22 protein-coding genes and 2 pseudogenes are annotated in these 25,473 nt (G+C 72.7%); 15 read left to right on the plus strand and 9 right to left on the minus strand.

Annotated elements, in window-relative coordinates; genetic code table 11:
• The first annotated feature begins 28 nt into the window (after nt 1–28).
• Nucleotides 29–1,117: a hypothetical protein gene (locus ASC99_RS39220; protein WP_157531934.1), complete on the plus strand. Its 1,089-nt coding sequence runs from the start codon at nt 29–31 to the stop codon at nt 1,115–1,117.
• Here the strand turns inward: ASC99_RS39220 and ASC99_RS34350 are convergent.
• Genes ASC99_RS34350 through modA form a run of 3 tightly spaced genes read right to left on the minus strand, consistent with a single transcriptional unit; the run spans nt 1,105 to nt 3,804 of the window.
• Nucleotides 1,105–2,184, minus strand: coding sequence for an ABC transporter ATP-binding protein (locus ASC99_RS34350; protein WP_057239539.1), 1,080 nt, complete (start codon nt 2,182–2,184; stop codon nt 1,105–1,107). The two genes, ASC99_RS39220 and ASC99_RS34350, sit on opposite strands and share 13 nt — an antisense overlap.
• A gap of 25 nt (nt 2,185–2,209) precedes the next feature.
• On the minus strand, nt 2,210–3,010 hold the full coding sequence (locus ASC99_RS34355; protein ID WP_057239541.1) for an ABC transporter permease: 801 nt from the start codon (nt 3,008–3,010) through the stop codon (nt 2,210–2,212).
• Nucleotides 3,007–3,804 carry a molybdate ABC transporter substrate-binding protein gene (gene modA, locus ASC99_RS34360; protein ID WP_057239542.1) on the minus strand — a complete coding sequence of 266 codons (798 nt, stop codon included), beginning with the start codon at nt 3,802–3,804 and terminating at the stop codon, nt 3,007–3,009. The genes ASC99_RS34355 and modA overlap by 4 nt, the downstream gene beginning before the upstream one ends.
• Before the next feature lie 211 nt (nt 3,805–4,015).
• On the opposite strand from modA, the gene ASC99_RS34365 reads away from it, so the two are divergent.
• On the plus strand, nt 4,016–5,371 hold the full coding sequence (locus ASC99_RS34365) for a cytochrome P450 (RefSeq protein ID WP_057241237.1): 1,356 nt from the start codon (nt 4,016–4,018) through the stop codon (nt 5,369–5,371).
• 43 nt (nt 5,372–5,414) lie between these two features.
• Here ASC99_RS34365 and ASC99_RS34370 read toward each other — a convergent pair whose 3' ends face one another.
• Nucleotides 5,415–8,138 carry a cellulose-binding domain-containing protein gene (locus tag ASC99_RS34370; RefSeq protein ID WP_057239544.1) on the minus strand — a complete coding sequence of 908 codons (2,724 nt, stop codon included), beginning with the start codon at nt 8,136–8,138 and terminating at the stop codon, nt 5,415–5,417.
• Nucleotides 8,139–8,529: 391 nt separating this feature from the next.
• On the opposite strand from ASC99_RS34370, the gene ASC99_RS34375 reads away from it, so the two are divergent.
• The 6 genes from ASC99_RS34375 (at nt 8,530) to ASC99_RS34400 (ending at nt 14,235) form a co-directional block, all read left to right on the plus strand.
• The gene (locus tag ASC99_RS34375) at nt 8,530–9,312 is read left to right on the plus strand and encodes an MHYT domain-containing protein (RefSeq protein ID WP_057239545.1); all 783 of its coding nucleotides are present in this window, start codon (nt 8,530–8,532) and stop codon (nt 9,310–9,312) included.
• Nucleotides 9,313–9,357: 45 nt separating this feature from the next.
• Nucleotides 9,358–11,775 carry an ATP-binding protein gene (locus ASC99_RS34380; protein ID WP_057239547.1) on the plus strand — a complete coding sequence of 806 codons (2,418 nt, stop codon included), beginning with the start codon at nt 9,358–9,360 and terminating at the stop codon, nt 11,773–11,775.
• Nucleotides 11,772–12,182 carry a roadblock/LC7 domain-containing protein gene (locus ASC99_RS34385; protein ID WP_057239549.1) on the plus strand — a complete coding sequence of 137 codons (411 nt, stop codon included), beginning with the start codon at nt 11,772–11,774 and terminating at the stop codon, nt 12,180–12,182. The genes ASC99_RS34380 and ASC99_RS34385 overlap by 4 nt, the downstream gene beginning before the upstream one ends.
• Nucleotides 12,183–12,211: 29 nt before the next feature.
• The gene (locus ASC99_RS34390) at nt 12,212–12,616 is read left to right on the plus strand and encodes a DUF742 domain-containing protein (protein WP_057240000.1); all 405 of its coding nucleotides are present in this window, start codon (nt 12,212–12,214) and stop codon (nt 12,614–12,616) included.
• Nucleotides 12,597–13,211, plus strand: a complete 615-nt coding sequence (locus ASC99_RS34395; protein ID WP_057239550.1) for an ATP/GTP-binding protein — start codon at nt 12,597–12,599, stop codon at nt 13,209–13,211. Before ASC99_RS34390 ends, ASC99_RS34395 begins: the two co-directional genes overlap by 20 nt.
• Nucleotides 13,212–13,278: 67 nt before the next feature.
• Entirely contained in the window at nt 13,279–14,235 is a 957-nt protein-coding gene (locus ASC99_RS34400; protein WP_057239552.1) for a hypothetical protein, read from the plus strand.
• A gap of 81 nt (nt 14,236–14,316) precedes the next feature.
• Here the strand turns inward: ASC99_RS34400 and ASC99_RS34405 are convergent, their stop codons facing one another.
• Nucleotides 14,317–15,672 (minus strand): cation:dicarboxylate symporter family transporter, encoded by a 1,356-nt coding sequence (locus tag ASC99_RS34405; RefSeq protein ID WP_057239554.1) that lies wholly within the window; start codon nt 15,670–15,672, stop codon nt 14,317–14,319.
• A 152-nt stretch (nt 15,673–15,824) separates the two neighbouring features.
• Here ASC99_RS34405 and ASC99_RS34410 point away from each other — a divergent pair, with 152 nt between their 5' ends.
• Nucleotides 15,825–17,438, plus strand: coding sequence for a sensor histidine kinase (locus ASC99_RS34410; RefSeq protein WP_057239556.1), 1,614 nt, complete (start codon nt 15,825–15,827; stop codon nt 17,436–17,438).
• Nucleotides 17,435–18,130: a response regulator gene (locus ASC99_RS34415; protein WP_057239558.1), complete on the plus strand. Its 696-nt coding sequence runs from the start codon at nt 17,435–17,437 to the stop codon at nt 18,128–18,130. The genes ASC99_RS34410 and ASC99_RS34415 overlap by 4 nt, the downstream gene beginning before the upstream one ends.
• Nucleotides 18,131–18,180: 50 nt before the next feature.
• On the opposite strand, the gene ASC99_RS34420 is transcribed toward ASC99_RS34415, so the two are convergent.
• Nucleotides 18,181–18,396: a hypothetical protein gene (locus tag ASC99_RS34420; protein WP_057239560.1), complete on the minus strand. Its 216-nt coding sequence runs from the start codon at nt 18,394–18,396 to the stop codon at nt 18,181–18,183.
• A gap of 25 nt (nt 18,397–18,421) precedes the next feature.
• Nucleotides 18,422–18,835, minus strand: a pseudogene (locus ASC99_RS41560) (DUF6223 family protein); the annotation flags it as partial.
• A gap of 217 nt (nt 18,836–19,052) precedes the next feature.
• Here ASC99_RS41560 and ASC99_RS34425 point away from each other — a divergent pair.
• Both ASC99_RS34425 and ASC99_RS34430 read left to right on the plus strand, forming a co-directional pair.
• Nucleotides 19,053–20,176: pseudogene (locus tag ASC99_RS34425) on the plus strand (histidine kinase).
• Nucleotides 20,173–20,853 (plus strand): response regulator transcription factor, encoded by a 681-nt coding sequence (locus ASC99_RS34430; RefSeq protein WP_057239562.1) that lies wholly within the window; start codon nt 20,173–20,175, stop codon nt 20,851–20,853. The pseudogene ASC99_RS34425 and the gene ASC99_RS34430 overlap by 4 nt, the downstream one beginning before the upstream one ends.
• Here the strand turns inward: ASC99_RS34430 and ASC99_RS34435 are convergent.
• Nucleotides 20,823–21,422, minus strand: a complete 600-nt coding sequence (locus tag ASC99_RS34435; protein WP_057239564.1) for a class I SAM-dependent methyltransferase — start codon at nt 21,420–21,422, stop codon at nt 20,823–20,825. The genes ASC99_RS34430 and ASC99_RS34435 overlap by 31 nt on opposite strands.
• A gap of 9 nt (nt 21,423–21,431) precedes the next feature.
• Nucleotides 21,432–22,001 carry a dihydrofolate reductase family protein gene (locus ASC99_RS34440; protein ID WP_057239565.1) on the minus strand — a complete coding sequence of 190 codons (570 nt, stop codon included), beginning with the start codon at nt 21,999–22,001 and terminating at the stop codon, nt 21,432–21,434.
• Between the two features lie 150 nt (nt 22,002–22,151).
• Here ASC99_RS34440 and ASC99_RS34445 point away from each other — a divergent pair, with 150 nt between their 5' ends.
• Genes ASC99_RS34445 through ASC99_RS34455 form a run of 3 tightly spaced genes read left to right on the plus strand, consistent with a single transcriptional unit; the run spans nt 22,152 to nt 25,408 of the window.
• Nucleotides 22,152–23,435 carry a diaminobutyrate--2-oxoglutarate transaminase family protein gene (locus tag ASC99_RS34445; RefSeq protein WP_057239568.1) on the plus strand — a complete coding sequence of 428 codons (1,284 nt, stop codon included), beginning with the start codon at nt 22,152–22,154 and terminating at the stop codon, nt 23,433–23,435.
• Nucleotides 23,432–24,898, plus strand: coding sequence for a pyridoxal-dependent decarboxylase (locus ASC99_RS34450; RefSeq protein ID WP_057239571.1), 1,467 nt, complete (start codon nt 23,432–23,434; stop codon nt 24,896–24,898). The genes ASC99_RS34445 and ASC99_RS34450 overlap by 4 nt, the downstream gene beginning before the upstream one ends.
• A 51-nt stretch (nt 24,899–24,949) precedes the next feature.
• Nucleotides 24,950–25,408, plus strand: coding sequence for a peptidylprolyl isomerase (locus ASC99_RS34455; protein WP_057239573.1), 459 nt, complete (start codon nt 24,950–24,952; stop codon nt 25,406–25,408).
• Nucleotides 25,409–25,473 lie beyond the last annotated feature (65 nt).

The following is a 25,473-nucleotide window of genomic DNA, read 5'->3' on the forward strand; positions in this document are numbered from 1 at the left end:
GGCTGATCAACTGTTAGTTCTTGTTCGTATGAGACGTCATACCGTAGTGCTGAGCTGTGTGGCCGTGCTGTCGGCCGGTCTCGGCTCGCTCGCGCTGACCGGGCCGCCGGCCGCCGTCGCGCCCGATGCGTTGGCCAGCTCCCAGCTGGTGCAGCTGCGGAACCAGTCGGTGCCCGCGATCGGGCTCGACGCCTTCACCGGGACGTACGGGGAGGCGGACAGCACCGCGATCGGCGACACCGACAGCGGTGACTTCAGTGACCCGGACGGGGTGCTGAACCTGGTCACCATCGCGACCGAGGTGGTGCGGACCGACGCGGCGGACTCCAAGTACTACGGGCAGGCCCAGCTCACCGACCTGGTGGTGCACTTCCGGACCAAGCAGCTGGTCGAGCTCCGGTCGACCGGTGGCAGCGGGGTGGCGGCGCTCGACTCGTACGCGGAGTGTGTGCCGCCGCCGATCGGTCCGTTCGGGCTGGCGTACAACCGGACCAACGGGGGCCAGATCACCGTGCTCGGGCAGGTGGTGCCGGTCGGCACCACGACGCTGGCGATCACCGGGGCAGACCTGGACGTGCCGACCATCGGGGCCAGCACGCTCACCGTGGTGGTGACACCGCATCAGGACCCGGCGTCCCAGATCGCGCAGGCGACGGCGGAGGCGTGGCTGGACATCCAGGTCTCCGGCACGCTCAACGACACCGGGGGCAGTCAGGTCTACCAGGGCGAGATCTCGTCGATGCGGCTGGGCGAGGTGCACGCGCGGTGCGATGCCGCTCCGCCGACGCCTACACCCACCCCGACTCCGACCCCAACACCGACCCCGACCCCGACCCCAACCCCGACGCCCACGCCGACACCGACTCCCACGCCGAGTCCGTCCCCGAGCGTGACCCCGACGGAGAGCATGGCGCCGAGTCCGTCCCCGAGCGGTACGTCACCCGCACCGGTCCCGCCGCCGGACGGCGGTAGCGGTGGCGGGCCAGAGCATCACGGATGCCGGACTCGACCTGGCCCCCGGCGAACTGCTCGCCGGTACGGGCGTCGTGCTGGTGCTGGCCGGTCGCCGCCTGCGGCGCTGAAACCGGGTCAGGCCAGGTCAGGTCAGGCCGGGTAGGCGTGGGTCTGGGTCGCCTTGACGGCGGCCCAGACCAGGCTGCCCGGTGCGAGGTCGAGCTCGGCGGCGGCGGCCGGGGTCAGGTCGGCGGCCATCGGGAGCGGGCCGGTCAGGTCGACCCGGACCTGGTCGCCGTGCAGGTCGAGTCCGGCGACCTCCAGCTGCCAGACGTTGCGGGCGCTGGAGTCGGGCCGGGTGCGGTGCAGTGTGACGGCGGCGGGCGGGAAGGCCACGAAGGCGGGGCCGGTCAGGTCCTCGGTGGTGGTGAGCACCGGGCCGCCGTCCGGGAGGGTGACGGTGTGTCCGGTGGCGGTGCCCTGGTAGAGGTTGAGGCCGACCAGCCGGGCGATGTAGTCGGTGCGCGGGTGCCGGGCGATCTCGGCCGGGGTGCCGGACTGGACCTCGCGGCCGTCCTCGATCACCACCAGCCGGTCGGCGAGCACCATGGCGTCCAGCGGGTCGTGCGTGACCAGCACCGCGACCGCCTCGAACTCGCGGAGGTGGCGGCGGAGTTGTGCGCGGACGTCCAGCCGGGTGCGGGCGTCCAGCGCGGCGAGCGGTTCGTCCAGCAGCAGCAGCCGGGGGTGCACGGCGAGCGCGCGGGCCAGCGCGACCCGCTGGGCCTGGCCGCCGGAGAGCGCGCCGGGCCGGGCCTGGGCGTGCTCGGCCAGGCCCATCCGCTTCAGCCAGGGCAGCGCGGCCTCCCGCGAGGCGCGCCGGCCGAGGCCTCGGCAGCGCGGCCCGAAGGCGACGTTGTCCAGCGCGGACAGGTGCGGGAAGAGCAGGTAGTCCTGGAACACCACGCCGACCGGCCGCTCCTCGGCGGGCGTGTGCACACTCGTACCGGGATCCTCCAGGGTGACGCCGTCGAGCCGGAGGTGACCGTCCGTCAGCGGGAGCAGCCCGGCCAGCGCCCGGAGCGCGGTGGACTTGCCCGCGCCGTTCGGGCCGAGCAGGGCGATCACCTCGCCGGGTGCGGCCCGCAGTTCGAGGTCGAGCCGGAAGCCCGAGCGGGTGGCGTGGCTGGTACGTTCGACCACCAGGCGGGCATCGAGCGAGCTGCTCATCGGGGCGCTCCGGGTGTGTGCGTGGTCACGGGCCGGACATCCACCGGCCGCGCAGGCCGGCCAGCACGGTGATGGAGACCGCGAGCAGCACCAGGCTGAGCGCGATCGCCGCCTCCGGGTCGGACTCCATCGCCAGGTAGACCGCCAGCGGCATGGTCTGGGTCTGGCCCGGGAAGTTGCCCGCGAAGGTGATGGTGGCGCCGAACTCGCCCAGCGCCCGGGCCCAGGCGAGTACCGAGCCGGCCGCGATGCCCGGGGCGATCAGCGGCAGGGTGACCCGGCGGAACGCGGTCAGCCGGGAGGCGCCGAGGGTGGCGGCGGCCTCCTCGTACCGGGGATCGGCGGCCCGCAGCGCGCCCTCGACGCTGATCACCAGGAACGGCATCGCGACGAACGCCTCGGCCAGCACCACCCCTGAGGTGTGGAACGGCAGGGTGATCCCGAAGGCCGAGTCCAGCCACCGCCCGGCGATGCCGTTGCGGCCGAGCAGCAGCAGCAGGGCCACCCCGCCGACCACCGGCGGCAGCACCAGCGGCAGGGTGACCAGTGCCCGGACCAGCCGCCGCCCGGGGAACTCCGTCCTGGCCAGCAGCCAGGCCAGCGGCACCCCGAGCACCAGCGACAGGGCGGTGGCCGCCGTCGCGCAGACCAGCGAGAGCCGCAGCGCCTCCCAGACCTCGGGGCTGGTGAGCTGCGCCGGCAGATCACTCCACGGGGCCCGGATCAGCAGCCCGACCAGCGGCAGCACCAGGAAGGCGAGGCCGAGCAGGGCGGGCAGCAGGAGCGCGAACGGTGCCCGCCGGTGCGCGGGCCGTGCGGGTGTCACGGCGTCTGGAAGCCCGCCGCGGTGAGCACCCGGCGGGCGTCGGCGGACTGGATGTAGGCGGTGAAGGCGGCGGCACCGTCGGCGTTGGGGGCCTTGGTCAGCGCGGCGATCGGGTAGTCGTTGACGGCCTTGGCGGCCTCGGGGAAGTCCACGCCGTCGATCTTCGCAGCATCGGCGATCACATCGGTCCTGTACACGAGCGAGGCGTCCACCTCGCCGAGCTCGACCTTGGTCAGTGCGCCCTTGACGTCCTGCTCCAGGGTGACCGGGGTCAGGTTGACCTCGCCCGCCTTGAGGGCGTCCACGGCGGCGGCGCCGCACGGCACCTCCTTTGCGCAGAGCGCGACCTTGAGCCCGTTGCCCGCCAGGTCCTTGAGCGCGGCGATGTGCTTGGGGTTGCCCTTGGGCACCGCGATGGTGAGGGTGTTGCGGACGAAGACCTTGGAGTCGGCGGCGGCCTTGGCGTCGGTGACGGTCTTCATGGTCTTCGGGCTGGCCGCCGCGAACACGTCGGCGGGGGCGCCCGAGACGATGCTCTGGGCCAGGGCGGAGCTGCCGCCGAAGTTGAACTTCACGGTGACGCCCGGGTAGGCGGTCTCGAACTTCTTACCCAGCTCGGTGAAGCTCGCCTTCAGCGAGGCGGCGGCGAAGACGGTGACTGTGCCGGAGAGCTTGGGGGCACCGGAGGCCGAGGAGGACGCGGAGGGGGAGTCGGAGCTGCTGCACGCGGTCAGCCCGGCGGCCAGCGCGAATGCGGTGGCGGCCAGGACGGTGCGGCGGACGGTGATGGACATGCGGGCGGTCCCCTCTTACTTCCGGTGAGGCGATCATAATGTCGCACGTACGGGCAGAAAATCCCCTGTCTCATCGCACGGGCCAGGGGGAAGGTCGGAACGGGCCAGCATGTGCGAAGCGACCAGCGGGAAGTTCCGGCCCTTCTGTGCTGACGAGGGGTCAGCTAGTTTGGTGGGACACGCACAAGTCTTCCGTGACCAGGGGGTTTCCTTGCCGACCACTCAGATACCCGGCCCGCCCGGTGTCCCGCTGCTGGGCTCGATGTTCGACCTGAAGCGCGACCCGCTGGGCACCTACCTGAGTGCCCAGCGCGAGTACGGCGACGTGGTGCGGTTCACCGCCGGGCCGCCCGGGCTGCGGGTGGAGCTCTTCGGCATCTACTCGCCGGAGGGGGCGCAGCAGGTGCTGGCCACCCAGGCGGCCAACTTCCGCAAGGAGAACACCTTCTACGAGGAGATCCGGCAGAGCTTCGGCAACGGCCTGCTGACCTCGCAGGACGCCGACTACCAGCGCCAGCGCCGGCTGATCCAGCCGCTCTTCACCCGCCGCCGGGTGGACGGCTACGCCGAGGCGATCGCGGTGGAGACCGAGCTGATGGTCGAGCGCTGGGCCGCCGAGCCGAGCGGCACGGTGGACGCGGTGGACGAGATGTCCCGGTACGCGCTGCGGGCGGTGGCCCGGATCCTGTTCGGCGCCGACCTGGATGCCGCGCTGGACTCGGTCCGGGTGAACTTCCCGGTGATCAACCACTACGTGACCGCCCGGGGCTTCCAGCCCAAGCGCATCCCGCGCAGCTGGCCGACGCCGACCAACAAGCAGGCGGCGGCTGCCGAGCGGGCCCTGTTCGCGGTCTGCGACGCCATCATCGCGTCGCGCGGCACGGCCGCTGACCAGGCCGAGGACCTGCTCGGCCTGCTGGCCGCCGCCCGGGACGAGGACGGCGCGCAGCTGGACCCGACCGAGCTCCGTGAGCAGGTGTTGATCTTCCTGCTGGCCGGCCACGAGACCACCGCCACCTCGCTGACCTTCGCCCTGCACCTGCTCGGTCACTACCCCGAGGTGCAGCGCCGGGTCCGCGAGGAGCTGGACGCGGTGTTCGCCGACGGGCACCGGCCGACCGCCGCCGACTACAACGAGCTGCCGTACCTGACCATGGTGCTCAAGGAGGCGATGCGGCTCTACCCCGCCGCCCCGGCGATCGGCCGCCTCGCGGTCGCGGACTGCGTGATCGGCGACACCGTGATCCCGGCCGGGGCCAACGTGATGGTCGCCCCGTACGTGGTGCACCGGCACGCCGGGCACTGGAAGGACCCGGAGAGCTTCGACCCCGAGCGCTTCGCGCCGGAGGCGGAGGCCGCCCGGCACCGGTACGCCTGGTTCCCGTTCGGCGGTGGGCCGCGGGCCTGCATCGGTCAGCACTTCTCGATGCTGGAGTCGGTGCTCGGTCTGGCCGGCGTACTGCGGGCCTTCGAGGTGGAGGCGCTGGACGCCCGCGAGGTGCCGCTGACCCACGGCATCACGCTGGAGGCCGTCGGCCCGGTCCGGATCAGGCTGACCCGACGTTAGGTGATCGGGCCGCCCGTGGATGCGGGCGGCCCGACCGGTGGTGCTACTTCACGGTGCAGGCCGAGCCGTTCAGGGTGAAGGCGGTCGGCTTGCCGTTGCTGCCAGTCCAGCTGCCGTTGAAGCCGAACGAGGTCGAGCCGCCATTCGCTGCCAGCGTGCCGTTGTAGCTCAGGTTGGCGACGCTGACCGCTGCGCCGGTCTGGGTGTACGCGCCGTTCCACAGCGAGGTGACCTGCTGGCCGTTGGTGAAGGACCACTTGACGGTCCAGGCGGTCAGGGCGGTCGGGCCGGTGTTCTTCACCGTCACCGCTGCGCCGAAGCCGCCGGACCACTGGTTGCTGACGCTGTAGGTGATCTCACAGCCCGTCGACGGCGTGGAACTTGGGCTGGGCGTCGGGCTGTTGGAGCTCGGCGAGGCGGACGGAGTGGCCGTGGGTGTCACGGTGGGGGTCACCGTGGTGTCGCCGACGATGATGCCCCGGCCGTTGGTGGAGAGGTAGACCCGGCCGTAGACCCGGGGGTCGCCGGTGATCGCCGCCCCGGTCCAAGCCCACTGGTGCGCATCGTCGTTGATCCTGACCCAGCTCGCCCCGGCGTCGTCCGAGCGGAAGATGCCGCGCACGCCGCCGATCTGTGCGGAGCTGTACAGGGCGGGGTAGCTCGCGCCGGGGGCGGCCTTGCCGAAGCCGATGCTGTCGGCCTGGGTGACGGCTGCCGACCTGGTGAACGAGGCGCCGGAGTCGGTGGAGTGCCAGAGTCCGTACGTGCTGTCGGCCTTGCCGCCCGCGAGCCAGACGTCGCCCTGGACGCCCGGCAGTGCCTTGAAGCGGACGTTTCCCTCGACCGGCAGTCCGGTGGCTGCGGTCTTCGCGAAGGTCAGGCCGCCGTCGGTGCTCAGGTAGAAGCCGCCGGCCGAAGTCCCGTAGAACTTCAGCGGGTTGACCCGGTCGGCCTGCACGCTCGCGCCGGCCGGCAGACCGCTGACCGCGGTGAACGAGCTGCCACCGAAGGCTGCGGTGACCGGCGCCGCACCGGCCGGGGACCAGACCACCCGGCTGCCGTCGGCGGCCAGCGCCACCGTGCCGCCGCCGGTGATGCCGGCCGGTTCGGCGCCGGGCTGGTACCAGTTGACGCCGTTGTCGTTGGAGAAGGCGATGTGCCGGTCGGTGTCGGTGTTGCCGACCCGGACCACCCGGTTGGGGTCGGCCTGGGCGAAGTCCAGTGCGGTGGTGCTGCCGTGGTTGGGGGACTGGTACATCAGCGGCGGCACGGTGGTCAGCGAGGTGTGCCGGAAGCCGCCGATGTCGCCGAGCGCACTGAGCAGCGGGGCGCCGCTCGGCGGGCTGACCAGGTCGTTGACGGCCGTTTCCTCCAGTCCCTGCACCATCGGCCGGATGGCCACGTTCGTACCGGCGTCCCAGGCGGTGAGGTTGTCCGTGCCGTAGACGGTGGCGCCGGTGCCGTACATCATCCGGTCGGAGTCGAAGGGGTCGATCTCCAGCGCCTCGGTCATCCAGCCGAGCTTGGGGGTCTGCTCCGGCGGGGACGGGTTGTTGCCCCAACTCAGCCAGGGGGACGAGGAGATGTCCATCGTGTAGTGGTTCACCCGGGTCGGGTAGCCGTTGTACTCCCAGATCGGCTTCCAGGTCGCGCCGAAGTCGGTGGACCGGTAGATCTGGGTGTCCGGGTACCAGGAGCTGTAGCCGGTCACCATCAGCACGTTGGGGTGCAGACGGTCGACGGTCAGGCCGCTGTAGCCGAAGTACGCGCCGGAGTCCGTCGACCTGACCGGGCTGAGCTGGGTCCACTCGCCGGTCCTCGTGGCGTACCGCCAGACGTCGCCCTTGGCTCCGTCGTACGGGCCGCCGGTGTCGCTGGTGGCCAGGTAGAGGTAGCCGTTGACCGGGTCGAGCACGCCCTTGTGCGGCAGGTAGCCGGTCGGCTGACCGGCCAGTCTGTTCCAAGTAGCGCCGCCGTCAACGGACTTGTAGACGCTGTTGTCCTTGTCGGCGACCCCGGCGTAGAGGGTCTGGGTGGTGGCGCCCGCGCTCGCGCTGCTCTTGTCGAAGGTCACCCAGAGCACCCCGGGCTTGGCGCTCAGGTAGCCGTTGGTGTCGGTGGGGTCGGGCGCGTAGTTCCCGGCGTTCGGGAAACTCGCAACCTTTGCCCAGCTGACGCCGTAGTCGGTCGATCGCCAGAGGCCGTTGCCCTCGGGGGCGCCGAGGTAGACCACCTTGTCGTTGTTCGGGTCGATCGCCAGCCGCTCGCCCATGCCACGGCCCGGCATGTTGCCACCGATCTTGAACGGCAGGGTGGTTCGGGCCCAGGTCGCACCCTTGTCGGTGGAGCGCAGGATCGCGCCGTTGTTCGGGTCCCAGCTGTTGGTGTAGGTGCCGGCCGCGACGTAGACCCGGTTGGTCTGCACCGGGTCGGTGGCCAGCGAGGCGACACCGGTCAGGTTCCAGTCGTTCCAGCCGAGCGAGTCGAGCAGCGGTATCCACTTCTTGCTCGCCGGGTCCTGGCGGTAGGCGCCGCCGATGTCGGTGCGGGCGTAGACCAGGCCGGCCTCGCTCTGGTTGAAGACGATGCCGGGCACGAAGCCGCCACCGTCGATCCTGACGTTGCCCCAGCTGTAGCCGGCGGCGGTGGCGGTGGTGTCGGCGGCGTTCGCGCTCTGGTGCGGGCCGCCGAGCCAGGACACCGCCAGGCCGCAGCTCACCGCCAGCGCCGTGACGGCCGCCCGGGGGCGGGAGAGGAGACGGGTCATCCGGAACGGACTCCTTCATCGGGCCCGCAGGAGAGGGAGGACCGGAAGGCTCCCACGGCCGATACGTCCGTCTGGGTCGGTGGCTCCGGCGCCGCCGGGTGGGGGCGGCGGCGCTGCGGGCGGTGGTAGCCGACCCTAGGTCGGACCCGAGCCCGGCAGAAGGGGATCGACGGGCCTGTCCGCAAGCGGTCATGACGGGCGGTCAGCCGCGCGCCGGGCGCACAACACCCGCTCCAGTGCAGCACATTCGAGCCCCGACGTGGGCTGCTTTTCACATCTTCGCGTAACTGCCAGTGATCACTCGGTAGCGTCCGGCGCATCCGAAATCCGAAATCGCACAGGCGACTGGCATATGTCCGAGTGACAGCTGCCCGAGTCGTTCGGAGGCCCGATGGGACACCTGGACCACTTCAGCTTCGGCTGGCCGACCCCGGCCATCTCGTACGTGATGGCCTGCGTCGGCGCCGCGCTCGGTCTGCGCTGCACCCTTCGCGCGCTCTCCGCCACCGGCTCGTCGCGGCGGAACTGGCTGATCACCGCCGCCGCCGCGATCGGCTCGGGCATCTGGACCATGCACTTCGTCGCGATGTTCGGCTTCACCGTGGACGGCACCGAGCTGCGCTACAACGTGCCGCTCACCATCCTGAGCCTGCTGGTCGCCGTCCTGGTGGTCGGGCTCGGCGTGTTCGCCGTGGCGTACGGGCGGCACCGTGGGCGCTCGCTGATGCTCGGCGGCCTGATCACCGGGGTCGGGGTGGCGGCCATGCACTACCTCGGCATGGCGGCCGTCCGCCTGCACGGCGTGATCGCCTACGACTTCGGCACGGTGGCGCTCTCGGTGCTGATCGCGGTCGGCGCGGCGACCGCCGCGCTCTGGGCCGCCGTCACCATCCGCAACCTGTACGCCGCCGCGGCCGCCTCGCTGGTGATGGGTATCGCGGTGAGCTGTATGCACTACACCGGGATGGCCGCCGTCCAGGTCGAACTGCACCCGTCCCGGGTGGAGTTGGGCGGGGCGACGCCGATGCAGTTCATCTTCCCGCTGGCGGTCGGGCTGGGCTCCTTCCTGTTCCTGACCTCCGCCTTCGTCGCGCTGTCGCCGACCGCCCAGGAGCGCGCCGCGTACCGCGAGGCGGGCCAGCTGGCGATCGAGGAGCTCGACCGGGCGGCCTGACCGCGGCCACCGTCCACCACATTCCACCGAAAGGGCCCTGACCACATGGGAACCCACGCGGGCCCGCCCGCCCGGGAGGCCGCCACTCACGAGGCCGCCACCCGAGAGGCCGCCGCCGCCCGACGACCCGCCGCGCACGCGCTGCTGCGGCGGCTGCGCCCCCGCACCGTACGCGCCAGGATCGTCGCTCTGCTGATGGTCCCGGTGGTCTCCGTGATGGCCCTCTGGTCCTTCGCCACCGTCACCACCGCGCAGCAGATCTGGGACCTGCTGCGGCTCCAGGAGGTGCACAGCGAGCTGCTCGACCCGGTGGCCGCCACCGTGACCGGCCTGCAGGCCGAACGGGTGGCCGCAGGACAGCAGTTGGCCGCACCGGGGGTCGGCCGGGAGGCGGTGCTCCGGGAGGCCGCCGAGGCCACCGACCGGGCGGTCGCCCCGCTCGGGATCGGCACCGGCTACAACCGGGCCGACGCCCGGGGGCTCGGCGCCGAGGCGGCCGACCGGGTGGACGCGCTGGGCGCGGCCGTCAGCGGTCTGGCCGAGCTGCGCCGCCGGGTGGCGGAACGTTCCGTCAGCTGGGCCGAGACCTATGCCGGCTACACCGCCGCGATCGACCGCGCCCTCGAGGTGACCAGCGCGACCACCCGGCTGCAGGACCACCGGGTCGCCTCGGACGGCCGGGTGCTGCTCGAGTTCGCCCGCTCCCGCGAACTGCTGGCCAGGGAGGACGCGTTGCTGCGCACCGGCCAGCGCGCGGGGACGCTGCTGGACGCCCAGCGCGCCGAGTTCGCCGCCGCCGTCTACGCCCGCCGACTGTTCGAGCAGACCGCCGCGCCCGACCTGCGCCCGGAAGACCGCGCCGCGCTGCTCGCGGTCTTCAACGGCACCGACCACCGCGGGCTGCTCCGGTACGAGGACGCCGTCCGCTCCGCCGTGGACGGCCGGGCCGCGGTGGACGCGGTGAGCGCCGAGCAGTGGTCGGTGGCCGCCGACAACGTGGCCCGCACCCTGCGCACGGTGGAGACCAACGCCGGTACGGCCGCCGCCGCGCAGGCCCGCCCGTACGCGCTCGGGCTGTTCAGCAGCTCCGGCGCCGCCGTGCTGCTCGGCCTGCTCGCGGTGGTCGCCTCGCTGCTGATCTCGGTGCAGATCGGCCGGGGCCTGGTGACCGAACTGATCGCGCTGCGGAACTCCGCGCTGGAGCTGGCCGGGCGCAAACTCCCGGGCACCATGCGGCGGTTGCGCGCGGGCGAGGAGATCGACGTGGAGACCGAGGCGCCGCTGCGCCCGCACGGCGAGGACGAGATCGGGCAGGTGCACGGCGCGCTCGGCTCGGTCCAGCGGGCGGCCGTGACGGCGGCGGTCGAGCGGGCCGAGGTGCTCTCCGGCGTCTCCGGGGTCTTCGTCAACCTGGCCCGGCGCAGCCAGGTCCTGGTGCACCGTCAGCTCACCCTGCTGGACACCATGGAGCGGCGTACCGAGGACCCCGAGGAGCTGGAGGACCTGTTCCGGCTGGACCACCTGACGACGCGTATGCGGCGGCACGCCGAGGGCCTGATCATCCTCTCCGGGGCGGCCCCGGGCCGGGGTTGGCGCAACCCGGTGCCGCTGATGGACGTGGTGCGGGCCGCGGTCTCCGAGGTCGAGGAGTACGCCCGGGTCGAGGTGCACAGGCTGCCGTTCGCCGCCGTGGCCGGGCAGGCGGTCGCCGACCTGACCCACCTGGTGGCCGAACTGGTGGAGAACGCCACCGGGTTCTCGCCCCCGCACACCAAGGTGCACATCCGGGGCGAGCAGGTCGGCAACGGCTACGCGCTGGAGATCGAGGACCGGGGCCTGGGGATGGGCCAGGAGGCGCTGGCCGACGCGAACCGGCGGATCGAGGCCGCCCAGCAGGTGGACCTGTTCGACAGCGACCGGCTCGGCCTGTTCGTGGTCAGCCGGCTGGCCCGCCGCCAGGACGTCCGGGTCTCGCTCCGGACCTCCGCGTACGGCGGCACCACAGCCGTCGTGCTGCTGCCCAACGTGCTGCTGGAGAACCCCCGTTCGGAGCGCGCGGCCCCCGAGCCGGAGCGGACCGAGCTGGCCCCGCCGCCGGTCCCGGAGGTGTTCGGCTCGGGCCTGCTGCGGCCGACCCCGTTCCCGGCGCCCCGGCTGGCGGTCGCCCCGACCGCCCCGGCTTCCGTGCCACCGCCGCCGCCCAGGATGCCGCCGCCGAGCATGCCGCCGTCGCTCGGTCCTGAGGCGGACGACGACCTGCCGCGCCGGGTCCGGCAGGCCAGCCTGGCCCCGCAGCTGCGCGAGGCCCCGGAGCGCCCGCAGACCCGGGCCCGCCCGGACGGTCCGCCCCGGTTCGGCCGCAATCCGGAGGAGGCCCGCGCCGCGATGTCCGCGTACCAGCGCGGCTGGGCCCGGGGCAAGAACCAACGCACCGTCGACACCACCGAGGGAGAGCCCCGATGATCAGCCCCGCACCGCGCTCGGGAGAGTTCAACTGGCTGCTCGACGAGCTGGTCTCCCGGGTCGCCCAGATCAGATTCGCCGTGATGCTCTCGGCCGACGGCCTGGCGATCGGCACCTCGGCCGGCATCGGCCGGGAGGACGGCGAGCACCTGGCCGCCGTCGCCTCCGGCTTCCACAGTCTGGCGAAGGGGGCGGCGCGGCACTTCGAGGCGGGTGAAGTCCGGCAGACCATGGTCGAGTTGGAGCACGGCTTCCTGTTCGTCGCGGCGGCCGGGGAGGGCAGCTGCCTGGCCGTGTTCGCGCACTCCGACGCCGACCTCGGGCTGATCGCCTACGAGATGGCCCGGCTGGTCCGCCGGGTCGGTGAGCACCTGTACACGCCACCGCGCAGCGCGGTCGGTAGGTGATTCCGGTGCCCTACCCGCAACGCCGCCACCTGCCCGAGTCCCCGTTCGGCTTCCCGGCCCCGGCCGAGCAGCACACCCGCTGGTACGACGGCGCGGCCGGGCCGATGGTCCGTCCGTACGCGCTCACCAAGGGCCGGACCAGGCCCACCGGGCGGGAGTTCGACCTGATCGCCCTGGTGGTCAGCGACGTCCCGGACAGCCCGGACCTGCCGATCGGCCCCGAGCACGGCGCGATCCTCGACCTGTGCCGGGACAACGCGCTCTCGGTGGCCGAGATCGCCGCCGAGACCGACCTGCCGCTCGGGGTGGTCCGGGTGCTGCTCGGTGACCTGCTGGACGCCGAGTTCATCCGGGTCAGCCGCCCCGTACCGCCCGCCATGCTCCCCGACGAGCACATCCTCCGTGAGGTCATCAATGGACTCCGCGCACTCTGAACATCCCGAACGCTTCGACGACGGCCAGGTGTTGACGCTGAAGATCCTGGTCGCCGGGGGCTTCGGCGTCGGCAAGACCACCATGGTCGGCTCGGTCAGCGAGATCCGGCCGCTGCGCACCGAGGAGCAGCTCTCGCTGGCCGGGGCCGGAGTGGACGACCTCGGCGGGGTGGAGCAGAAGACCACCACCACGGTGGCGATGGACTTCGGCCGGATCACCATCCGGGAGGGGCTCTCGCTCTACCTGTTCGGCACCCCGGGGCAGGACCGGTTCTGGTTCCTCTGGGACGAGCTGGCCACCGGCGCGCTGGGCGCGGTGGTGCTGGCCGACACCCGGCGGCTGACCGACTGCTTCCCGGCCGTCGACTTCTTCGAGCACCGGGGCATCCCGTTCGTGGTCGCGGTGAACCGCTTCGCGGGCACCCGGGAGTTCCGCCCCGAGGAGGTGTCTCGGGCCCTCGACCTGGACGCCGACACCCCCGTGGTGATCTGCGACGCCCGGCGGAGGGAGTCCGGCAAGGAGGTGCTGATCAACCTGGTCGAGCATGCCGGCCGGGTGCACGCGGCCCGGCTGCTCGCCGAGGTCGGTGGCTGAGCGCGCCGGCCGAGACCTCGCTCGTGGCGTTCCGCTGACGGAGCGTCACGAGTCGTACGCTGAAAATGTGATCACCTACGAGTGCCGCACGCTGCGCACCCTGGCCGACGAGGAACGCTGGCCCGAGCTGCTCGGGCTCTACCGCGAGTCCCGGGCGGTCGGTGCCGCGCTGCGCGGCGAGGCCCAGGGCGCGGCTGAGACCGGACCGCTCGGCCACCTGATCGCGTACGGGGCGCCGCCGGAACTGGCCGCCCGGCTGTTCGACCCGGACGGCGGGCCCGGCGCCGCCGCGACGGTGGCCGACCACGATGCCGGGCCGCTCTGGGAGGTGCTGGCGACCCGTCACTCCTGGCGACGGCTGGCCCCGTTGCTGGGGCCCGCCCGGGTCCGGCGGCTGGTCCAGCACACCCGGGTGCTGCTCGGCGAGGAGCTCGACCACGGTGCCGAGCCGGACCGGGACGGCGTCCCGCTCGCCCTGGAGTCGTGGGAGCTGGCGGGCTGGGAACCGGGCGCCCGGGTCCGCGAGTACCTGCGCACCGGCGGCGCCCGGCGCTCCCTGCTCACCCTCCCGGCCGGCCGGGAGGGCCTCGGGCCGCTCGAACTGCCGGAGCCCGGCACCCTGGTCCGCGAGCTGGCGGCCACCAGACTGCTGGCCGCCGCCGTCCCCTGGGCGACCGCACGCTGCGTACGCGGCTCCGGCCCGGCCGCCGCCGCCCAACTGGCCACGGGCCGTCAGGTCACCGGCGGCTACCTCCCGTTCGGAGCTGTCTACCCCACCCTGCTCCAGGCCGCCTCGGACGGCCCGGCCCGGGGCAGCGCCCAAGGCCGGATCGCGGTCTGGCGGCTGCTCGCCGCGATGACCGGCGAACCGGGCACGTCCGAGGTGAACACCCTGGTGTCCCGCCTCCGCTGCTTCACCTGGCACGAACCGGCCGACGAACTCCGCTTCGTCCACCTGGCCCTCGAGGACCCGGCCACCGGCCTGGCCTGGGCACTGAGCGGGGCGGTCTACGACGGGGCTTGAGTGACAGGTCCGCCGCGTGACGAGGCAGACCCCCGCTCGACCGGGGGGTCTCCGAGCGGGGGCCTGCGGCTTGAGGGGGTGTCAGTGCGTCTTCTCCAGGGTGGGGGCGTCCGGCTGGGCCGGGACCGTGGAGGTGTGACTGTCCACCAGGGTGGTCTCGTCGAAGGGGAGGCGGCCGGTCAGGACCTGGTCCATCCGGTCGCGGTCGAGCTCCTTGGTCCAGTGGCCGATCAGCACGGTGGCGACGGCGTTGCCCGCGAAGTTGGTGAGCGCGCGGGCTTCGGACATGAAGCGGTCGATGCCGACGATGAGGCCGACGCCGTCGACGAGTTCGGGGCGGTGGGACTGGAGGCCGCCGGCGAGGGTGGCGAGGCCGGCGCCGGTGACGCCTGCTGCGCCCTTGCTGGCGATGATCATGAAGATGAGGAGACCGAGCTGCTGGCCGAGCGCCATCGGCTTGTCGAGGGCCTCGGAGATGAAGATCGAGGCCATCGTCAGGTAGATCGCGGTGCCGTCGAGGTTGAAGCTGTAGCCGGTGGGGACGGTGATGCCGACGACGGGACGGCTGACGCCGAGGTGCTCCATCTTGGCGATCAGGCGGGGGAGGGCGCTCTCGGAGGAGGAGGTGGAGAGGATGAGGAGGAACTCGCGGCCGAGGTAGCGGAGCAGGGCGAAGATGTTGACCCCCGCGGCCAGCCGGAGCAGTCCGCCGAGCACCAGCAGGACGAAGAGCGCGCAGGTGACGTAGAAGCCGATCATGATCACGGCGAGGCTCTTGAGCGCGGCGGTGCCGGTGGCACCGACCACGGCGGCGATCGCGCCGAAGGCCCCGACCGGCGCCAGCCACATGATCATCGACATCACCCGGAAGACCAGCCGCTGGAGGTGCTCGATGCCGCGCAGCACCGGCTTCCCGGCCGGGCCCATCGCCTGCAGCGCGAAGCCCGCGAGCAGTGCGACCAGCAGGGTCTGCAGCACCTTGCCCTCGGTCAACGCGGAGAAGACGGTGGTCGGGATGATCCCGAGCAGGAAGTCCGTGGTGTCCTGGGCGTGCCCGGCGGTCGCCTGGGCGTGGCCGGACTTGGCGAGGGCCTGGGTGAGGTGCAGGCCGGATCCGGGCTCCAGCAGGTTGCCGACCAGCAGCCCGATGCCCAGCGCGACGGTGGACATCAGTAGGAAGTAGCCCAGTGCGAGACCGCCGACCCTGCCGACCTTGGCCGCCTTGGTGACCGAACCGATGCCGAGCACGATGGTGCAGAAGATCACCGGGCTGATCATCATCTTGATCAGGTTCACGAAGCCGGTGCCGATCGGCTTCAGGTCCACCGCGACGCCGGGGGCGACCAGGCCGACCGCGATGCCGGCCAGCACCGCGACGATCACCGCGAGATAGAGGTAGTGCGTCCGGTCCCGTCTCTGGGCTGCTGTGGTCGTCATGGTGCGGCTCCTTCGCCTGCGGGTGCTGCGGCCCGGGGTGGACGGGTCGGTCCGACTATGGGCGCCGAAGTGACCAGGGTCACGTTTGAGTTCATAGAGTTCATGCCGCCTGGCCGGCTCGCCCCGCGCGGCGGCAGGGCACACTGGCTGGAATGGACGCGCACCCCGACCTCCCTCCGCGCCGCCGCGCACGCAGCCTGGCGGGCCAGCTCTTCGTGCTCCAGGTGGTCATCGTGGCCGCGGTGGTGGCCGGGGGCGCGGTGCTCGCCTACCTGTTCACCACAGGCCGGGCCGAGGACGCCGCCCGCCGCCAGGTGACCGCCGTGGCCCGATCGGTGGCCGCCGCACCGAGCGTCCGGGACGCCGCGCTCGGCCCCGACCCGTCCGCCGTGCTCCAGCCGTACGCCGAGCGGGTCCGCCAGGACACCGGGGTCGACTTCGTCACCGTGATGGCCCCCGACGGCATCCGCTGGGCCCACCGCGACCCCGCCCAGATCGGCCGCCCCTTCCTCGGGCACACCGAACAGGCGCTGGCGGGCCGGGTGTTCACCGAGACGTACACCGGCACGCTCGGCCCCTCGGTCCGCGTGGTGGCCCCGGTGCTGGACGGCGGCCGGGTGGTCGGGATGGTCAGCGCGGGCATCACGGTGCAGTCGATCAGCACCCAGCTACGCGGTCCGCTGATCGCGCTCAGCGGAGTCGCGTTCGGCGCGCTGCTGCTCGGCGGGGCGGCCACCTACCTGGCCAACGCCCGGCTGCGACGGCACACCCACGGCATGGGGGCCGCGCAGCTGAGCCACCTGTACGACTACCACCAGGCCACCCTGCACTCCGTCCGGGAGGGCCTGGTGCTGCTGGACGGTGCCGGCCGGGTGGTGCTCTGCAACGACGCGGCCCGCGAACTGCTGGGCCTGTCGGGCGAGTTGGCCGGCGTACCGGTCCGCTCGCTCGGCCTGCCGCCCTCGCTGGTCCGGGCACTCGGCTCGGCTGAACCGGTCCGGGACGAGCTGCACCTGACCGCGGAGCGGGTGGTGGTGCTGAACACCTCGGCGGTCGGGCCCGGTCTCGGCACCGTGGTGACCCTCCGGGACCACACCGAACTCCAGGGACTGGTCGGTGAGTTGGACTCGGTACGAGGCTTCGCCGAGGCGCTCGGCGCGCAGGCGCACGAGGCCGCCAACCGGCTGCACACGGTGGTCTCGCTGATCGAACTCGGCCGCCACCGCGAGGCGGTGGACTTCGCCACCGCCGAACTCGAACTCGCCCAGCAGCTCACCGACCGGGTGGTGGCGGCGGTCGGCGAACCGGTGCTGGCCGCCCTGCTGCTCGGCAAGACCGCCCAAGCCGCCGAACGCGGCGTCGAGTTGACCCTGACCGAGGACAGCCGGATCGACGACGGCGTACTGCCACCCGGCCTCACCCCGCGCGACCTGGTCACCGTGCTCGGCAACCTGGTGGACAACGCGGTGGACGCCGCGATCGAGAACGCCGCCGCCCGCGCCCCCGAAGTCACCGTCACCGCCCGGGTGGACGGCTCCGAACTGCTGCTCCGGGTCGCCGACTCCGGGGCCGGCATCGAACCGGACGCCGCCGCCGAGGTGTTCGGCCGGGGCTGGACCACCAAGGCGGCCGAGGGCGGCCGGGGACTGGGCCTCGCCCTGGTCCAGCAAACCGCCCGGCGCAACGGCGGGACGGTGCAGGTCGGCCGCTCGGACGGCGCGGTGCTCACCGTCCGGCTGCCGCTCCAGCGGGAGGCGGTCCGATGATCTCGGTCCTCGTCGTGGAGGACGACCCGGTGGCCGCCGCCGCCCATACCCTCTACGTCCAGCGCACCCCGGGCTTCGCCGCCGCGGGCACCGCACACACCTGCACCGAGGCGCTGCGCCTGCTGGACCGCTCCCGTACCGCCGGAACCCCCGTGGACCTGCTGCTGCTCGACCTCCACCTGCCCGACGGCCACGGCCTCCAGCTGCTCCGTACGCTGCGCGCCGCCGGGCACTCCGCCGACATCATCGCCGTCACCTCGGCGCGCGAGCTGGCCACCGTCCGGCAGGCCGTCTCGGCCGGGGTGGTCCAGTACCTGCTGAAGCCTTTCGGTGCGGCCGCCCTGCACGATCGCCTGGACCGCTACGCCCGCTACCGCTCCACCCTCGGCCGGACCGGCGACGCCACCGGCCAGGACGAGGTCGACCAGGCCTTCGCCGCCCTCCGCACCCCCGACCGCTCCGCCCTCCCCAAGGGCCTCAGCGCCGCCACCCTCGACACCCTGGCCACCGTGCTGCGCACCGCCCCTGACGGCGTGTCCGCCACCGCAGCCGCCACCGCCACCGGCGTCTCCCGGATCACCGCCCGCCGCTACCTCGAACACCTGGTCACCACCGGCCTCGCCGACCGCGAACCCCAGTACGGCCAGGTCGGCCGCCCGGAGCTCAACTACCGCTGGCGCACCGGGCGGTAGAGCTCGGACAGCGACCAGAACGTGGCGAGCGAGCATGAGGGTCCCGGGAATCAGCTCGCCGGAGCGTCGTCTTGCCGCTGTTCGGCGAGCCACTGGGCGGACCTCCGCTCGGCTTCCTCGGCCTCCGCTGCGGCTTGTGCTCGGGCCGGTTCGGGGATCTCGCCGTGGTGGCGAACGTGCTCCGCCACCAGTTCGGCCAGGCGATCGCGCTCCAACTGCCGCTCGACCGCAGTGGTGACGTACACGCTGGTGAGCACGGGCTGCACATAGTAATCGTAAGCCGGTGCGGCGGGGGCGGGTCAGGGCGATCACGGCGAGCGTCGTGCTGATCAGGCCCACCAGTACGGCGACGTAGGCGCCGCCCAGCCCGTTGCCGGTGCCGAGACCGCCGTCGGCGGTTGCCGCGACTGCCCCGCCGACGACCACGGCGATCAGTCCCGCCACGAGGGCTGTGACAGCCCCCTTCCGCCGGGCCCAACTGCCGATGCGACCGCTACCGGTGGGGCGGGCCAGGACCAGGCCGCCGTTGACCGCGCCGAGGAGGCCGACCAGCGCGGCCAGGGAGGCTCCGATGCGGCCGACGCTCAGGGTGTAGACGCTTGCGGCGACCGGATGGACCGAGGGGTCCGCGGCCGCCGGTTCGGCGAGCGCGAGAACACCGATCAGGGTGGCTCCGGCCACGGCAAGCACGGTACGGACTGACATGTGGTGCTCCTTCTCTCACGGGAACTGGATCACCCGAGCATGTCTGCCGGACCCACCGTCAGTCGTCCAGCGGGCGCAGGCACTTTGCCCTGCCGCCGATGGCGCAGCCTGCTACGGCGGACGCGGTGGGAAGCCGTGGAGCTACCGCGTGCGTGGTAGTCCTCCCCTCCTCCGTGAGCGGGACTCGCCCGTGCCGGCGTACGGCTAGGGTGCGCCAATGAGCAGAGAACGGTTCAGTGTTCGCGCCGGGGTCAGGGACTGGGCGATCGCCGTGGGAGTGGCAGCGACGCTGCTGGTCGGCGGGCTGTCCGGGGAGCACTCCGGCACCGACCTCGATCTGCTCGGCTACGCGTTGCTGACGGTCGGTGGCCTGGCGCTGGCCGTCGGCCGCCGGGCTCCGGTCCCCGTCCTTGCCGTCACCGGGCTGTGCGCGGTGGGGTACCAGGCGGTCGGGTTCGACGTGCCTGTCGTCGGGTACCTGTTCGCGGTGTACGCAGCCGTCCGGGCGGGACACCGCACCGTCACGGTGGTGGCGAGCGTGACCATGATCGCCGCTCTCCCCTTCGCCGCTCTGGCCTCGGGCCTGCGCGACATGGGAGAGGCGCGCAGGCCCGAGGCGCCCTCGAACTGGCCTGGCTGATCGCCGCCGGCGCTGCGGGGGAAGCGCTGCGGCAGGCCGAGCGGCGGGCGGACGAAGCCGAGCGCACCCGCGAGGAGACGGCGCGACGCCGTGCGGACGAGGAACGCCTGCACATCGCACGGGAGTTGCACGATTCGCTGACCCATCAGATTTCGGTCATCAAGGTGCAGTCCGAAGCCGCTGTCCACGTGGCCCGCAAGCGGGGTGAACCGGTGCCGGAGGCGCTGCTGGCGATCCGGGAGGCCGGGCGGGAGGCGGCCCGGGAGCTGCGGGCGACCCTGGAGGCACTGCGCGACGACGACACCACCCCGCCGCACGGGCTGGACCACATCCCGGAGTTGATGGATCGGGCCGGCCGGACCGGCCTGGCGGCGACGCTGACGATCGAGGGACAGCGGCAGGACGTGCCGGCCGCGGTGGGCCGGACCGCGTACCGGATCGTCCAGGAGTCGCTGACCAACATCGCCCGGCACGCCGCGGCCACCACGGCGTCGGTCCGGATCGACTACCGGTCGGACTCCCTCGCGCTACGGGTCGACGACGACGGCAGGGCCACCCCGGACAACGCCTCGAAGCCCGGCATCGGGCTGCTCGGGATGCGCGAACGCGTGACCGCTCTCGGTGGTCACCTGCGGGCGGCACCCCGCAGCGAGGGCGGCTTCACCGTCCAGGCCGAACTCCCCGTGGAACGAGCGTCATGATCCGTGTCCTGCTGGTCGACGACCAGCCGCTCATCCGCAGCGGATTCCGCGCTTTCCTCGATCTGGAGGACGACATCGAGGTGGTGGCCGAGGCGGCCGACGGGCAGCAGGCTCTGGAGCGCGCCAGGGAGCACCTGCCCGACATCGCGATCATCGACATCCAGATGCCGGTCATGGACGGCATCGAGGCGACCCGGCGGATCGCCGCGGACCCGGCCCTGGCCCAGGTGCATGTCGTCATCCTGACCAACTACGGCCTGGACGAACACGTCTTCAACGCGCTGCGCGCCGGGGCCGCAGGGTTCCTCGTCAAGGACATCCTCCCGGAGGACTTCCTGCACGCCGTACGCGTCGCCGCGCGGGGTGATGCCCTGCTGGCACCGTCGATCACCCGCAGGCTGATCGACCGGTACGTCAGCCGACCGCTCCCCACCGACGCCGGCCCGGGGCTGGCCGAGTTGACCGGCCGTGAACGCGAGGCTGTCGTCCTGGTCGCGCAGGGCCTGTCCAACGACGAGATCGCGGGCCGCATGGTGATCAGCCCGATGACCGCGAAGACCCACATCAACCGGGCGATGACCAAGCTCCATGCCCGCGACCGGGCCCAACTCGTGGTCCTCGCCTACGAGTCCGGCCTGGTGACCGTTCAGAGTGCCCGCTCTGCCACGGCAAGGTAGCGGTCGTCGGTGTCGGTGTAGCTCACCAGGTGCCAGCCGTTGGCGGCCAGCAGGGGGCGGAGGTTTGGCTCGGCGCGGCGGTCGTCGGGGGTGAGTTCGCGGCCGTGGCGGGCGGCCAGGACGGCGCGGCCGATCGGGTGGAAGAGGGCGAGGCGGCCGGACGGGCGGGTGACCCGGGCCAGTTCGCGCAGGCCGAGGGCGGGGTCGGGGAGGTGGTTGACCAGGCCGGCCGCGAAGACCAGGTCGGCCGTCCCGTCGGGCAGCGGGAGGTGCGCGCAGTCGGCCAGTGCGACGGCGGCCACGCCGGAGTGGGCCTGGGCCCGGGCCACCATCTCGGGGGTCACGTCGATGCCGAGTACGGTCCCGGACGGGCCGACGGCGTCACGGAGCAGCGGCAGCGCCCGGCCGGTCCCGCAGCCCGCGTCGAGTACGAACGCACCTGAGGCCAGGCCGAGTTCGGCGATCGCGGCGGCGTAGCGCGGGCTGTCGTCCGGGTACTTGGAGTCCCAGGTGTCGGCGCGGGCGGCGAAGAACTCACGGGTGGCGGCCAGTTCGGCTTCGTACGACATGCCCGCAGCCTACGGTGCGGGGACCTTCCGGTAGTGGAGCAGGGCGACCCCGTTGCCGAAGGTCCGGCTCTCGATCAGCTCCAGGTCCACCGTGCGGTCGGCGGGCGGGAAGAGCGGCTTGCCCCGCCCGATCAGGACCGGGTGGACGTAGATCCGGTACTCGTCGATCAGGCCGTGCTGCGCGAACGCGGTGGCCAACTCGGCGCCGCTGAGCACCAGATCGCCGCCGGGCCGGGCCGTGAGCGCCCGCACCTCGGCCGGGTCGACCTCGCGGGCGATCTCGGTGTTCCAGCCGGCGTGGGTGAGGGTCCGGGAGTAGACGGTCTTCGGCATCTCCCGCCAGATGCCCGCGAACTCCGCCGTCGGCCCGCTCACCGAGGGGTCGGCGTCGGCGGTCGGCCAGTAGTCGGCCATCAGCTGCCAGGTGACCCGCCCGCTCAGGAAACCGCCCTTGGTGCGCAGTTCGTCGTTCATGTGCTGGTGCAGCTCGTCGTCCACCCGGTGCCAGCTGATGTCGCGGTCCGGGCGCTCGATGTAGCCGTCCAGGGAGATGCCCACGAACAGGATGATCTTCCGCATCCGTTCACCATGGCACGGCCCGTTTCCCCTGTCGGCCTCACTCGTTGATGGAGTGTCGGGTTCACTCGGACGAGTGGAAAGCGGGCCCGATGCGGAGCAGGGGATTCCAGGCGAGTAAAGTTAGGCTTACCTAACTCAAGGGAGTCTGCCTTGGCCCTCACCGCCGCCCCCTCGGCCGGCGACGCGATCCTGCGCCGTCAGCGCATCCGCGAGTCGGCTGCCCGCACCTACGCCCGTTCCTTCCCGATCGTGCCGGTCCGGGCCCACGGGATGACGGTGGAGGGCGCGGACGGCCGCCGCTATCTGGACTGTCTGTCCGGCGCCGGGACGCTGGCGCTCGGCCACAACCACCCGACGGTGCTCACCGCGATCCGCCGCACCCTGGACAGCGGCGCACCGCTGCACCTGCTCGACCTGGCCACCGCCGAGAAGGACGACTTCACCACCGCGCTGTTCGAGAGCCTGCCGCCCGGCTTCGGCGACCGTTCCCGGGTGCACTTCTGCGGACCGGCCGGCACCGACGCGGTCGAGGCGGCGCTCAAGCTGATGCAGACCGCCACCGGCCGCCGGGGCGCGCTCGCGTTCACCGGCGCGTACCACGGCATGACCGCCGGGGCGCTGGCCGTCACCGGCGCCGTCGACGTCAAGTCGCCGCTGCCCAGCGGGGGAGAGGTGACCCGGCTGCCCTACCCGTACGCCTACCGCTGCCCGTTCGGCGAGGGCGCGCGCGGGGCCGAGCTGTCCGCGACGTACGTGGAGCGGCTGCTCGACGACCCGTCAGGGGGCGTGCTGCCGCCGGCCGCGATGATCCTGGAGGTGGTCCAGGGAGAGGGCGGAGTGGTGCCCGCGCCGGACGGCTGGCTGCGCGAGATGCGCCGGATCACCGCCGAACGCGGCATCCCGCTGATCGTGGACGAGGTGCAGACCGGCGTCGGCCGGACCGGCGCGATGTGGGCGGTCGAGCACAGCGGGATCGTGCCGGACGCGATGGTGCTGTCCAAGGCGATCGGCGGCAGCCTGCCGCTCGCGGTGGTGGTCTACCGTGAGGAGTACGACGGCTGGCTGCCCGGCGCGCACACCGGCACCTTCCGGGGCAACACGCTGGCGATGGCGGCGGGCACGGCCACCCTGCGGTACGTCGCCGAACACGATCTACCGGCCAGGGCCGACCTGCTCGGAGCCCGGCTGACGGGCCGTCTGGACGCGCTCAAGGGACGGCTGCCGGTGATCGGCGACGTCCGGGGCCGGGGCCTGATGAATCCCGAGCTGGCCCGCCGGGTCCGGGCGGCCTGCCTGCATCGCGGCCTGATCGTCGAACTCGGCGGCCGCCACGACGCGGTGCTCCGGCTGCTGCCCCCGCTCACCGTCACCGACGAACAGGTCGAGGCGGTCCTGGAGCGGCTCGCCGACGCGATCGAGGCCGCGTCCCGATGACGGGCAGCTCGGGAGAGCTGGCCCGCCCGGCGGCGCTGCGCCCGCTGCTCGAGCTGGTGCTGACCGCGCTGGAGGTCGGCGCCGCGCACCGGGGCGGCCCGCTGCCGGCCGGCGGCCCCGAGCTGATCGCCGGTCAGACCAGGTTGGCGCTCGCCATCCAGCACGACCAGGACGCCCTGCTCCGCCTCACCGAGTTCCTCGCCTTCGGCACCGCCGACCCCGCCGACCCGGCCTGCGCGGCGCACCTGCACTGCCCGCCGCTCGCCGTCGCGGTCGCCGCCGACCTCGCGGTCAGCGCCCTCAACCCCTCGCTCGACTCCTGGGACCAGGCGCCGGCGGCCACCGGGATGGAGACCGCCCTGATCGCCGAGCTGGCCGGGCTGGTCGGCTTCGACCCGGCACTCGCCGCCGGGGTGCTGACCACGGGCGGCACCGAGTCCAACCTGATGGGCCTGCTGCTGGCGCGGGATCAGGTGCTGGGCGGCGAGGTCGAACTGCACGGCCTGCCGCCCGGCGTCCGCCCGGTGATCCTGGCCTCCGAGGCGGCGCACTTCTCGGTCCAGCGCGCGGCCGCCCTGCTCGGCCTGGGTGAACGGGCGGTCCGCACCGTCCGGGTCGACCGCGAGCTGCGGATGGAGCCGGACGCGCTGGCCGAGGAGCTGCGCGCCGCCGTCCACGCCGGGCAGCGGCCGATCGCGGTGGTGGCCACCGCGGGTACCACCGACACCGGCGCCGTCGACCCGCTGCACCGGGCCGCCGAGCTGGCCGCCGAGTACGGTGCCTGGCTGCACGTGGACGCCGCGTACGGCGGCGGAGCGCTGCTGAGCGACCGGCTGGCCCCGCTGCTGGACGGCATCGCCCGGGCCGACTCGGTCTCGCTGGACTGGCACAAGTTCGGCTGGCAGCCGGCCGCCGCCGGGGTCTTCCTGGTCCGCCGGGCCGAGTCGTACGGGTCGCTGGCCCGGCGGGCGGCGTACCTCAACCCGGCCGACGACGAGCAGGCCGGCTACCCGAGCCTGCTCGGCCGCTCGCTGCGCACCACCCGCCGGGCCGACGCGTTCAAACTGCTGGTCACCCTGCGGACGCTGGGCCGCAAGGGCCTGGGCGCACTGGTCGACGCCTGCCACGACCTGGCGCTGGCCACCGCCGGGGCGGTCGAGGCCGCCGGGGACCTGGAGCTGCACTGTGCGCCGGTGCTCAGCACGGTGGTGTTCTGCTACCGCCCGGCCGGGGCCGGACCGGCCGAGCTGGACCGGCTGAACGCGGAGCTGCGCCGCGAGCTGCTCCGGTCCGGCCGGGCCGTGGTCGGCCGGACCGAACTGCCGGGCGAGGGCCCCGGCCGGGTCCGGCTCAAGCTCACCCTGCTCAACCCGCACGCCACCCTGGCGGACACCGAAGCCCTGCTGGCCGCGGTGCAGGTGGCCGGACAGCGCGTCAGAGACCGTGGCGGCGAAGAAGGGTGACGTAGGGTGAAAAATCAGGACAACCCTACAAGTCAGGACAGGCGGTCAACAGTGGCAAACCGAACCGTGGTGATCGAGACCACCAAAGGCACGATCACGGTCGAGCTGTACGAGGACAAGGCTCCGATCACGGCCGGGAACTTCGCCGACCTGGTCGAGCGGGGCTTCTACGACGGGCTGAAGTTCCACCGCTACGAGCCGGGTTTCGTGATCCAGGGCGGTGACCCGCTGGGTAACGGCACCGGCGGATTCATCGACCCGGCGACCAAGCGGGAGCGGACCATCAAGCTGGAGGTCTCACCCGGACTCAAGCACGGCGAAGCGGGCGCACTCTCGATGGCCCGCAGCCAGAACCCGAACAGCGCTTCCAGCCAGTTCTACATCACGCTCGGCCCGGCGGCTTTTCTCGACATGAACTACGCCGTCTTCGGCCGGGTCACCCAGGGTCTGGACGTGGCGCAGCAGCTCAGGGCCGGTGACAAGATCACCAGCGCCAAGTTCGCGGACTGAGAAAGCAGTTGGCGGATCTGACAGCCGGATTCCCGCTCCGGCTGTCAGAATTCGTAGGAAAGCGC

This window comes from Kitasatospora sp. Root107 (assembly GCF_001424875.1).
GTDB lineage: Bacteria > Actinomycetota > Actinomycetes > Streptomycetales > Streptomycetaceae > Kitasatospora.